The sequence below is a fragment of the Streptomyces sp. SCL15-4 genome (assembly GCF_033366695.1).
Lineage (GTDB): Bacteria > Actinomycetota > Actinomycetes > Streptomycetales > Streptomycetaceae > Streptomyces.
This window is the reverse complement of the sequence record NZ_JAOBTQ010000001.1, coordinates 4,285,485-4,296,984: the sequence shown is the minus strand read 5'-3', so window position 1 is coordinate 4,296,984 and position 11,500 is coordinate 4,285,485. Positions and strand designations below refer to the sequence as shown.

The following is an 11,500-nucleotide window of genomic DNA, read 5'->3' as shown; positions in this document are numbered from 1 at the left end:
CGGCCTTTCCGGGCGGCCGGGGCGCCGGATGCGGGGCTGTGGGCCGTTTCCTCACCGTCATCCCTTGTTCGATTACCTGCCTGGTTACGGCCTTCCTCCACAGATTCGGCGACTTTCTTCCGTCCACAGACTGGGGACTGCGAAGTTGTCCCGAACTGTGTCCACAGGCAGGCTGGCTCCTGGACGTCGGCCCAGCTCAAGGGCCTGTGGAATCGTGGACGAAGGTCCTCCACAGACTGTGGATAACTCCGTCGTCCCCAGGCCGGGCCTCGCGTTGTCCACCGGTACCCCACAGGCTGGGGGCGGTTGTCCCCAGCGAACCCGGGCTTCTCCACATGGCTGTCCACTGTTCGGCAACCCGACGCTCCCGGTCACCACGTCGAGTGAAAGGCGTCACAGGAAGCTGCCGGATTGGGCTGTGGGAAACCTGGGTATTCCTGGGGACACAGCTGGGGAGAACTGCCCTCAGCCTGTGGGCGGTGTGTGCAGAACTTTCTGTTCTCCACAGACAGGCCCGGTTTTCCACCGGCTCCACCCACAGGACCGGTGGATAAAAAACCCGCGCTGAGCTGGGCAAACGTGGTTATCCACCGTATCCACAGGCCCTACTACTACTCCCGACTAGAGAGAGTTCGGCAATCGTTTTGAAGCGGGGGCTGTGCACAACTCGCCCTCTCGCGCCCGGCTGCCGCTCGGACCGACTTGACCCCGACGGGCACCTACTGTCAGTGCCGTGCGTCAGACTGGTCCCCGGTGTCCTTCCCGTCACAGCGGGCGGTGACACCGAGTCGGAGGACTCAGTAGCAACAGCAGGAGGCGGCTTACGGTGAAGATCCGGGTGGAACGCGACGTACTCGCGGAGGCAGTGGCCTGGGCGGCACGCAGCCTCCCGGCCCGTCCGCCGGCGCCTGTCCTCGCCGGCCTGCTGCTGAAGGCCGAGGACGGCCAGCTGAGTCTGTCGGGCTTCGACTACGAGGTCTCCGCGCGGGTGAACGTCGAGGCCGAGGTCGAGGAGGAGGGCACCGTCCTCGTCTCCGGCCGGCTGCTCGCCGACATCTCGCGTGCCCTCCCCAACCGGCCGGTGGAGATTTCCACAGACGGTGTACGGGCGACCGTGGTCTGCGGCTCCTCCCGGTTCACCCTCCACACCCTGCCCGTGGAGGAGTACCCGGCACTGCCCCAGATGCCGAACGCGACCGGCACCGTCCCCGGCGAGGTCTTCGCCGCGGCCGTCTCGCAGGTGGCCATCGCCGCCGGCCGTGACGACACGCTGCCGGTGCTGACCGGTGTGCGCATCGAGATCGAGGGCGACACGGTCACCCTGGCCTCCACCGACCGCTACCGCTTCGCGGTCCGCGAGTTCCTGTGGAAGCCGGAGAACCCGGACGCCTCCGCCGTCGCCCTGGTCCCGGCCAAGACGCTGCTGGACACCGCGAAGTCGCTGGGCGCCGGGGACAGCGTCACGCTGGCGCTGGCCGGTGCCGGCGCCGGTGAGGGCCTGATCGGTTTCGAGGGCGCCGGGCGGCGCACGACCACGCGGCTGCTCGAGGGCGACCTGCCCAAGTACCGGACGCTGTTCCCGACCGAGTTCAACTCCGTCGCCGTGATCGAGACCGCGCCGTTCGTGGAGGCGGTCAAGCGCGTGGCCCTGGTCGCCGAGCGGAACACCCCGGTGCGGCTGAGCTTCGAGCAGGGCGTGCTGATCCTGGAGGCCGGGTCCAGCGACGACGCACAGGCTGTGGAAAGGGTCGACGCGCAGCTGGAGGGCGACGACATCTCGATCGCCTTCAACCCGACCTTCCTGCTGGACGGCCTGAGCGCGATCGACTCGCCGGTGGCGCAGCTGTCGTTCACCACGTCCACGAAGCCGGCGCTGCTCAGCGGCAAGCCGGCACTGGACGCGGAGGCCGACGACGCGTACAAGTACCTGATCATGCCGGTCCGCCTCAGCGGCTGACGTCTTCCACAGGTGTGCACAGCGCCGGGCGTCCCTGTGGGTGCCCGGGGCCGTGGCCGGGCCGGGGCGGGATCGCCGGGTGGCGCACGTCGGGCCGCGGTTGCGTTTCCGCAGGTCAGCAGGGTCCTCGCATGAGCGCGTATGCCCACAGCTGTGCGTGAGCGTCCGGGTTTAGGCTCGGCTCGGCACCCCGGTGCCTCTCACGCCACACAGCGACCTAAGGAACACAACTGATGGAGCTCGGTCTCGTCGGCCTCGGCAAGATGGGCGGCAACATGCGCGAGCGGATCCGCCGCGCGGGCCACACCGTCATCGGATACGACCGCAACGCGGACGTCGCGGACGTCCACAGCCTGGAAGAGCTTGTGGGCAAGCTCAGCGGCCCGCGCGTGGTCTGGGTGATGGTCCCGGCGGGCGAGCCCACCCAGTCGACCGTCGACCGGCTCGCCGAGCTGCTGGAACCCGGCGACGTGGTCGTGGACGGCGGCAACTCCCGGTGGACCGACGACGAGCGGCACGCCGAGGAGCTGGCCGCCAAGGGCATAGGCTTCGTCGACTGCGGCGTCTCCGGCGGCGTGTGGGGCCTGGAGAACGGGTACGCGCTGATGTACGGCGGCGACGCCGAGAACGTCGCCAAGGTGCAGCCGGTCTTCGACGCGCTCAAGCCGGAGGGCGACTTCGGCGCGGTGCACGCCGGCAAGGTCGGCGCAGGCCACTTCGCGAAGATGGTCCACAACGGCATCGAGTACGCCATGATGCAGGCCTACGCCGAGGGCTGGGAGCTGCTGGAGAAGGTCGACTCCGTGGAGAACGTCCGCGAGGTCTTCCGCTCCTGGCAGGAGGGCACGGTCATCCGTTCCTGGCTGCTGGACCTCGCGGTCAACGCCCTCGACGAGGACGAGCACCTCGAGGCTCTGCGCGGTTACGCACAGGACTCCGGCGAGGGACGCTGGACGGTGGAGGCCGCGATCGACAACGCCGTGCCGCTGCCGGCGATCACCGCCTCGCTGTTCGCGCGGTTCGCCTCCCGGCAGGAGGACTCGCCGCAGATGAAGATGATCGCCGCGCTGCGCAACCAGTTCGGCGGCCACGCCGTAGAGAAGAAGTAAGCCGCAGCACAAGGAGGTCGGCGGGACGACCATGCACGTCACGCATCTTTCGCTGGCCGACTTCCGCTCGTACGCCCGGGCCGAGGTCCCGCTCGACCCGGGCGTCACCGCCTTCGTCGGCCCCAACGGGCAGGGCAAGACCAACCTGGTCGAGGCGGTCGGGTATCTGGCCACGCTCGGCAGCCACCGGGTCGCCTCCGACGCGCCGCTGGTGCGCATGGGCGCCGACCGGGCCGTCGTCCGCGCCCAGGTCCGGCAGGGCGAACGGCAGCAGCTGATCGAGCTGGAGCTGAACCCGGGCAAGGCCAATCGCGCCCGCATCAACCGGTCCTCGCAGGTCAGACCGCGGGACGTGCTGGGGATCGTCCGGACCGTGCTGTTCGCGCCGGAGGACCTCGCCCTCGTCAAGGGCGACCCGGGCGAGCGGCGGAGGTTCCTCGACGAACTGGTCACCGCGCGGTCCCCGCGGATGGCGGGCGTGCGCTCGGACTACGAGCGGGTGCTCAAGCAGCGCAACACCCTGCTGAAGTCCGCCGCGCTGGCCCGCCGGCACGGCGGGCGCTCCATGGACCTGTCCACGCTCGACGTGTGGGACCAGCACCTGGCGCGCGCGGGCGCCGAGCTGCTCGCCCAGCGGCTGGACCTCGTCGCCGCGCTCCGGCCGCTGGCCGACAAGGCGTACGAACAGCTGGCCCCCGGCGGCGGCCCGGTCGGGCTGGAGTACAAGCCGTCGGCGCCCGGCGACGGCCACACGCGCGAGGAGCTGTACGAGCAGCTGACGGCGGCCCTGGCCGAGGCGCGCAAGCAGGAGATCGAACGGGGCGTCACCCTCGTCGGACCGCACCGGGACGACCTGGTGCTCAAACTCGGTCAGCTGCCCGCCAAGGGCTACGCCTCGCACGGCGAGTCCTGGTCCTACGCCCTCGCCCTCCGGCTGGCCTCCTACGACCTGCTGCGCGCGGAGGGCAACGAGCCGGTGCTGATCCTGGACGACGTCTTCGCCGAGCTGGACGCCCGCCGCCGGGAACGGCTGGCGGAACTGGTCGCGCCCGGCGAGCAGGTGCTGGTCACCGCCGCCGTGGACGACGACGTACCCGCCGTGCTGGCGGGCGCGCGGTACGCGGTGGCCGGCGGGACGGTGGAACGCGTATGAGCACCGACGGACCCGCTCCCCAGAAGGGCCCGGAGCCCTCCGGCGTCGACCTCGCGCGCGTGGCGTTGCGCGCCGCGAAGGAGCAGGCGCGCGCGCGAGGGGACGCGGCCCGGCAGAAGAAGCAGGCCCGGCGCGGCGGCGGGCTGCGCTCGGGCGCGCGTGCCGACGGCCGTGACCCGCTGGCGCTGGGGGCGGCGATCAACCGGCTGATCACCGAGCGCGGCTGGGAGACGCCCGCCGCGGTCGGCGGGGTGATGGGCCGCTGGCCGCAGATCGTCGGCGAGGACCTGGCCAAGCACTGCGTGCCACAGCGCTACGACGAGGACGAGCGGGTGCTGGTCGTGGCGTGCGACTCCACGGCCTGGGCGACCCAGCTGCGCCATCTCGCGCCCGCGCTGGTGGCCCGGCTCAACGAGGACCTGGGCCACGGCAGCGTACGGATGATCAAGGTGCTCAATCCGGGCGGACCGGCCCGCCGCTACGGCCCGCTGCGGGCGCCGGGCAGCACCGGACCCGGCGATACGTACGGGTGACGTACCTCACGTCCGCACGGCCGCGCGGGAGGGCCGCCGTACCCGTATGCCCCGGTGCGGACCGCGCCCGGATCGTCCCCGGATGGCCTTCTGACCCGCCAGTAGCCAAGGGTTGACGGCTCGAAGCGCTGAGTGCCGCCGTGAGCCCCTTGGAGCCCCCATCCGTATATCGGGACCCGGCGGAGACCGGTTCAGGGCGGCACATGGGAGCTGAGGTGCCCGCAAACCCCCATCGATGTCAGTGCTACCGGTAGACTGGAAGGCAATCCCGCCCCAACGTGGGGACCGCCCGGGAAAAGCTGAGCAACGCTGATCAAGGCTTACCAACGCAACATGCCGCAGCCGCTCCGGCAACCTGCCGCCGAGCCCGGCTCGTGCTGTGCCAGAAAGGGCGCTTCGTGGCCGATTCCGGCAACCCCAACGAGAACATCCCGTCCACCGATGCCGGCGTGACCGGCGAGGCCGCCGAGACCGGCACGGCCGCCGCCTCCTATGACGCCAGCGCCATCACCGTGCTCGAAGGGCTGGACGCGGTCCGCAAGCGGCCCGGCATGTACATCGGCTCCACGGGCGAGCGCGGCCTGCACCACCTGGTGTACGAGGTCGTCGACAACTCGGTCGACGAGGCGCTGGCCGGTTACGCGGACACCATCGACGTCACGATCCTCGCCGACGGCGGCGTGCGCGTCGTCGACAACGGCCGCGGCATCCCGGTGGGCATCGTGCCCTCCGAGGGCAAGCCGGCCCTCGAGGTCGTGCTGACCGTGCTGCACGCGGGCGGCAAGTTCGGCGGCGGCGGGTACGCCGTCTCCGGCGGTCTGCACGGTGTGGGCGTGTCCGTGGTGAACGCGCTGTCCACGAAGGTCGCCGTCGAGGTGAAGACCGACGGGCACCGCTGGACGCAGGACTACAAGATGGGTGTGCCGACGGCCCCGCTGGTCAAGCACGAGGCGACCGAGGAGACCGGCACGTCGGTCACCTTCTGGGCCGACCCGGAGATCTTCGAGACCACCGAGTACTCCTTCGAGACGCTGTCCCGGCGTTTCCAGGAGATGGCGTTCCTCAACAAGGGCCTGACGATCCGGCTCACCGACGAGCGCGAGTCGGCGAAGGCCACCAGCGGCGCGGACGAGGCGGGCGCCGACGAGAAGGCCGAGGTCAAGGCCGTCACGTACCACTACGAGGGCGGCATCGTCGACTTCGTGAAGTACCTCAACTCCCGCAAGGGAGACGCGGTGCACCCGACGGTCGTCTCGCTGGAGGCCGAGGACAAGGACAAGAGCCTGTCCCTCGAGGTCGCCATGCAGTGGAACAGCGGCTACAGCGAGGGCGTGTACTCCTTCGCGAACATCATCCACACCCACGAGGGCGGCACCCACGAAGAGGGCTTCCGCGCGGCCCTGACCAGCCTGATCAACAAGTACGCGCGCGACAAGAAGCTGCTCCGCGAGAAGGACGACAATCTCACCGGTGACGACATCCGCGAGGGTCTGACCGCGATCATCTCGGTCAAGCTGAGCGAGCCGCAGTTCGAGGGCCAGACGAAGACGAAGCTGGGCAACACGGAGGCCAAGACCTTCGTGCAGAAGGCGGTCTACGAACACCTCAACGACTGGCTGGACCGCAACCCGGTCGAGGCCGCGGACATCATCCGCAAGGGCATCCAGGCGGCCACCGCGCGCGTGGCGGCCCGCAAGGCCCGCGACCTGACCCGCCGCAAGGGCCTGCTGGAGACGGCGTCGCTGCCGGGCAAGCTGGCCGACTGCCAGTCCAACGACCCGGCCAAGTGCGAGATCTTCATCGTCGAGGGCGACTCCGCCGGCGGCTCGGCCAAGTCCGGCCGGAACCCGCAGTACCAGGCGATCCTCCCGATCCGCGGCAAGATCCTGAACGTCGAGAAGGCGCGGATCGACAAGATCCTGCAGAACCAGGAGATCCAGGCGCTGATCTCGGCCTTCGGCACGGGTGTGCACGAGGACTTCGACATCGAGAAGCTCCGCTATCACAAGATCATCCTGATGGCGGACGCCGACGTCGACGGCCAGCACATCAGCACCCTGCTGCTGACCTTCCTGTTCCGCTTCATGCGGCCGCTGGTCGAGGCCGGGCACGTGTACCTGTCCCGCCCGCCGCTGTACAAGATCAAGTGGGGCCGGGACGACGTGGAGTACGCCTACTCGGACCGTGAGCGCGACGCCCTGATCGAGATGGGCCGCCAGCGCGGCAAGCGCGTCCGCGAGGACTCCATCCAGCGCTTCAAGGGTCTCGGCGAGATGAACGCCGAGGAGCTGCGCGTGACCACCATGGACCAGGAGCACCGGGTCCTCGGCCAGGTCACCCTCGACGACGCCGCCCAGGCCGACGACCTGTTCTCGGTCCTCATGGGCGAGGACGTGGAGGCCCGCCGCCAGTTCATCCAGCGCAACGCCAAGGACGTCCGCTTCCTCGACATCTGAGTCGGTCTCAGCTGACCGCACCAGGAAGGATCCTCACCAGCAATGGCCGACGAGAACACCCCCGCCACCCCGGAAGAGGGCGGCGAAATCGTGATGCGTGTCGAGCCCGTCGGGCTCGAGACGGAGATGCAGCGCTCGTACCTCGACTACGCGATGTCCGTCATCGTCTCCCGCGCGCTGCCGGACGTCCGGGACGGTCTCAAGCCCGTCCACCGCCGTGTGCTGTACGCGATGTACGACGGCGGCTACCGCCCCGAGCGCGGCTTCTACAAGTGCGCTCGTGTCGTCGGCGACGTCATGGGCAACTACCACCCGCACGGCGACTCCTCCATCTACGACGCCCTGGTGCGCCTCGCCCAGCCGTGGTCGATGCGGATGCCGCTGGTGGACTCCAACGGCAACTTCGGCTCCCCGGGCAACGACCCGGCGGCGGCCATGCGGTACACCGAGTGCAAGATGGCGCCGCTGTCGATGGAGATGGTCCGCGACATCGACGAGGAGACCGTCGACTTCACGGACAACTACGACGGCCGCTCCCAGGAGCCGACCGTCCTGCCGGCCCGCTTCCCGAACCTGCTGATCAACGGCTCGGCCGGCATCGCGGTCGGCATGGCGACCAACATCCCGCCGCACAACCTGCGCGAGGTCGCGGCCGGCGCCCAGTGGTACCTGGAGAACCCGGACGTCTCCCACGAGGAGCTGCTGGACGCGCTCATGGAGCGCATCAAGGGCCCGGACTTCCCCACCGGTGCGCTGGTGGTGGGCCGCAAGGGCATCGAGGAGGCGTACCGCACCGGGCGCGGCTCCATCACGATGCGCGCGGTGGTCGAGGTCGAGGAGATCCAGGGCCGCCAGTGCCTGGTGGTCACCGAGCTGCCGTACCAGGTGAACCCGGACAACCTGGCGCAGAAGATCGCCGACCTGGTCAAGGACGGCAAGATCGGCGGCATCGCGGACGTCCGTGACGAGACGTCGTCCCGTACGGGCCAGCGCCTGGTGATCGTCCTGAAGCGGGACGCGGTCGCCAAGGTCGTGCTGAACAACCTGTACAAGCACACCGACCTGCAGACGAACTTCGGCGCCAACATGCTGGCGCTGGTGGACGGCGTGCCGCGCACCCTCTCGCTGGACGCGTTCATCCGGCACTGGGTGACGCACCAGATCGAGGTCATCGTCCGCCGGACGAAGTTCCGGCTGCGCAAGGCCGAGGAGCGGGCGCACATCCTGCGCGGCCTGCTGAAGGCCCTGGACGCCATCGACGAGGTCATCGCGCTGATCCGGCGCAGCGACACCGTCGACATCGCCCGCAGCGGCCTGATGGGCCTGCTGGAGATCGACGAGATCCAGGCCAACGCGATCCTGGAGATGCAGCTGCGGCGCCTGGCGGCCCTGGAGCGGCAGAAGATCGTCCAGGAGCACGACGAGCTCCAGGCGAAGATCAGGGAGTACAACGAGATCCTGGCCTCGCCGGTCCGCCAGCGCGGGATCGTCAGCGAGGAGCTGGCCGCGATCGTCGAGAAGTACGGCGACGACCGCCAGACCAAGCTGATCCCGTACGAGGGCGACATGTCCATCGAGGACCTGATCGCCGAGGAGGACATCGTCGTCACCGTCACGCGCGGCGGCTACGTCAAGCGGACGAAGACGGACGACTACCGGGCGCAGAAGCGCGGCGGCAAGGGCGTGCGCGGCACGAAGCTGAAGGAAGACGACATCGTCGACCACTTCTTCGTCTCCACCACGCACCACTGGCTGCTGTTCTTCACCAACAAGGGCCGGGTGTACCGGGCGAAGGCGTACGAGCTGCCCGAGGCCGGCCGGGACGCGCGCGGCCAGCACGTGGCGAACCTGCTGGCCTTCCAGCCGGACGAGGCGATCGCCGAGATCCTCGCGATCCGGGACTACGAGGCGGCGCCGTACCTGGTGCTGGCGACCAAGTCCGGTCTGGTCAAGAAGACGCCACTGAAGGATTACGATTCGCCCCGCTCCGGCGGTGTCATCGCGATCAACCTGCGCGAGCGCGAGGACGGCGGCGACGACGAGCTGATCGGCGCCGAGCTGGTCTCCGCCGAGGACGATCTGCTGCTGATCAGCAAGAAGGCGCAGTCGATCCGGTTCACCGCCTCGGACGATTCCCTTCGCCCGATGGGCCGCGCCACCTCCGGCGTCAAGGGGATGAGTTTCCGCGAGGGCGACGAGCTTCTCTCGATGAATGTCGTCCGACCCGGTACGTTCGTGTTCACTGCCACCGACGGTGGGTACGCGAAGCGGACCGCCGTCGACGAGTACCGCGTCCAGGGTCGCGGCGGCCTCGGCATCAAGGCCGCCAAGATCGTGGAGGACCGTGGTTCGCTCGTCGGCGCGCTGATTGTCGAGGAGCACGACGAGATCCTCGCGATCACCCTCTCCGGCGGTGTGATTCGTACGCGAGTCAACGAGATCAGGGAGACGGGCCGTGACACGATGGGCGTCCAACTGATCAACCTGGGCAAGCGCGATGCCGTGGTCGGTATCGCACGTAACGCCGAGGCCGGGCGCGAGGCGGAGGAAGTCGACGGCGACGTGGCCGTGGACGAGACCGCCGAGGATGCCGGGACCACCGGCACGGACGAGGGTGAGGCACCCTCGGCCGAGTAGCACGAGGAGTGAGTCATCGTGAGCGGAGCCACGGGCGCCGGATCGGCCGGTACCTCCACGGGTACGGAAACGGACGGCGGCGGCCGTGGCTCCGCCGCGCGTACGGCAAGTGCGAGCGACCCGCACACGACCAACCTGAAGCCGGTGAAGGCGTCCGAGGCGGACTCTTCCCGTACGTCTGGACCCCAGGGGGGAACGGTGACGGACACCCGAGGCCCGGCCGCGGCCGGCGAGGCACGGGCGGCGTCGCCGCTGCCCGGCGAGCGGCACCCGGAGCAGCCCGACGGCCCGTACCACCCGCCGCAGGCCTATCCGGCGCAGAGCGCGGTGCGCAAGCCGCGCACCGGTATGCGGCCGACGGCGCCGCGTACCCGCAAGGCGCGGCTGCGGGTGGCCAAGGCCGACCCGTGGTCGGTGATGAAGGTCAGCTTCCTGCTGTCCATCGCGTTCGGCATCTGCACGATCGTCGCCTCGGCGGTGCTGTGGATGGTCATGGACGCGATGGGGGTGTTCTCGACGGTCGGCGGCACGATCTCGGAGGCGACCGGCTCCAACGAGGCCAACGGCTTCGACCTCCAGGCGTTCCTGTCCCTTCCGCACGTCCTGACGTTCACCACGGTCATCGCGGTCATCGACGTGGTGCTGGCGACCGCGCTGGCGACGCTCGGCGCGTTCATCTACAACCTCTCCGCGGGCTTCGTGGGCGGCATCGAGCTGACCCTCGCGGAGGACGAGTGACGCGCCGACCAGTGGTGTCGTGACGGTCCCCCGGCAACCGATTTTGGGACTGGCGGTCTCGTGCGCTAATCTTCAGGAGTCAGCGCGCGGGACATACACCGCACAGCGCGGCGGGGCTATAGCTCAGTTGGTTAGAGCGCATCCCTGATAAGGATGAGGCCACAGGTTCAAATCCTGTTAGCCCCACCAGCGAGAAGACCCCCGGTCCATTGGGCCGGGGGTCTTTTGCCACCCATCCTGCGCTCCGCTCCGCCGGGCGCGCGGGTATTCACCGACCACCGTTGGTTCCGATAGGGAACCTCGTCAGGGCAAAGATGATCAAGAGGTCGAGTGTCATCACGGGGATGGCCCACAGCGGGTAGTACGGAACGAACATGAATTGGGTGATCAGGCTGATGCCTGCCGCCACTGCACCGGCCCCACGCCCCCAGCTGCGGTTTGTCACGACGCCTATGCCGGCGATGACGAGTGCCAGTCCGACCACAAGGTGAAGCCAGCCCCAAGCTGTCAGGTCGAACCGATAGGCGTACCGGGACGCGGCGAACAAGTTGTCCCGTGCGATGCCGGATGCCCCCATGAGAATGCTGAGCGGCCCGCTGAGCAGCATCACGGCGCCGGCGAACAGGGACGCGCCGCCGAGCCCTTCGCTGCCGCCTGGCCCTCCGTGCCCTCGCCGCGTCTCGCTCGGCATCGTTGCCATGGCCGCCACCTCCTGTACAGCACGGTCACCGACGCACACGGTCCGTGCGACGCCGGCAACGCTCCACTGACAGGATCACCGCGATCCTTCGGCACCGCGACTCCAGCCGAGTGCGGTGGGGCATGGGAATGCCCGACCGCTGGCGACGGGGGATGCACCAGCGATCGGGCTATGGCCAAGGGTAACAAGGTTGTCGGTTGCGTGGGGCCAAGTCCAG

8 protein-coding genes and 1 tRNA gene are annotated in these 11,500 nt (G+C 69.2%); 8 read left to right on the top strand and 1 reads right to left on the bottom strand.

Going from position 1 to position 11,500, the window contains the following annotated elements:
- Positions 1-826 precede the first annotated feature (826 nt).
- From dnaN to SCK26_RS18735, 8 genes are all read left to right on the top strand, one after another.
- Entirely contained in the window at positions 827-1,957 is a 1,131-nt protein-coding gene (gene dnaN / locus SCK26_RS18770; protein ID WP_318202460.1) for a DNA polymerase III subunit beta, read from the top strand.
- Between the two features lie 233 nt (positions 1,958-2,190).
- A complete protein-coding gene (gnd, locus tag SCK26_RS18765; RefSeq protein WP_318202459.1) occupies positions 2,191-3,066 on the top strand; it encodes a phosphogluconate dehydrogenase (NAD(+)-dependent, decarboxylating) in 876 nt (291 codons plus the stop codon).
- A 31-nt stretch (positions 3,067-3,097) separates the two neighbouring features.
- Positions 3,098-4,219 (top strand): DNA replication/repair protein RecF, encoded by a 1,122-nt coding sequence (recF, locus tag SCK26_RS18760; protein WP_318202458.1) that lies wholly within the window; start codon positions 3,098-3,100, stop codon positions 4,217-4,219.
- The gene (locus SCK26_RS18755; RefSeq protein ID WP_318202457.1) at positions 4,216-4,752 is read left to right on the top strand and encodes a DUF721 domain-containing protein; all 537 of its coding nucleotides are present in this window, start codon (positions 4,216-4,218) and stop codon (positions 4,750-4,752) included. The genes recF and SCK26_RS18755 overlap by 4 nt, the downstream gene beginning before the upstream one ends.
- A 374-nt stretch (positions 4,753-5,126) precedes the next feature.
- Positions 5,127-7,208, top strand: a complete 2,082-nt coding sequence (gene gyrB / locus SCK26_RS18750) for a DNA topoisomerase (ATP-hydrolyzing) subunit B (RefSeq protein ID WP_318202456.1) — start codon at positions 5,127-5,129, stop codon at positions 7,206-7,208.
- Between the two features lie 42 nt (positions 7,209-7,250).
- Positions 7,251-9,845, top strand: a complete 2,595-nt coding sequence (gene gyrA, locus SCK26_RS18745) for a DNA gyrase subunit A (RefSeq protein WP_318202455.1) — start codon at positions 7,251-7,253, stop codon at positions 9,843-9,845.
- Between the two features lie 18 nt (positions 9,846-9,863).
- A complete protein-coding gene (locus tag SCK26_RS18740) occupies positions 9,864-10,583 on the top strand; it encodes a DUF3566 domain-containing protein (RefSeq protein WP_318202454.1) in 720 nt (239 codons plus the stop codon).
- 112 nt (positions 10,584-10,695) lie between these two features.
- Positions 10,696-10,772 (top strand) — tRNA-Ile (locus tag SCK26_RS18735).
- Positions 10,773-10,851: 79 nt separating this feature from the next.
- Here SCK26_RS18735 and SCK26_RS18730 read toward each other — a convergent pair.
- Positions 10,852-11,283, bottom strand: a complete 432-nt coding sequence (locus SCK26_RS18730) for a hypothetical protein (RefSeq protein ID WP_318202453.1) — start codon at positions 11,281-11,283, stop codon at positions 10,852-10,854.
- Between the last annotated feature and the right edge of the window lie 217 nt (positions 11,284-11,500).

Bases quoted from the DNA above. Each gene is read 5' to 3' on its own strand.
- SCK26_RS18755 (WP_318202457.1), top strand. From the start codon at position 4,216: ATGAGCACCGACGGACCCGCTCCCCAGAAGGGCCCGGAGCCCTCCGGC.
- gnd (WP_318202459.1), top strand. From the start codon at position 2,191: ATGGAGCTCGGTCTCGTCGGCCTCGGCAAGATGGGCGGCAACATGCGC.
- SCK26_RS18730 (WP_318202453.1), bottom strand. From the start codon at position 11,283: ATGGCAACGATGCCGAGCGAGACGCGGCGAGGGCACGGAGGGCCAGGC.
- gyrA (WP_318202455.1), top strand. From the start codon at position 7,251: ATGGCCGACGAGAACACCCCCGCCACCCCGGAAGAGGGCGGCGAAATC.
- recF (WP_318202458.1), top strand. From the start codon at position 3,098: ATGCACGTCACGCATCTTTCGCTGGCCGACTTCCGCTCGTACGCCCGG.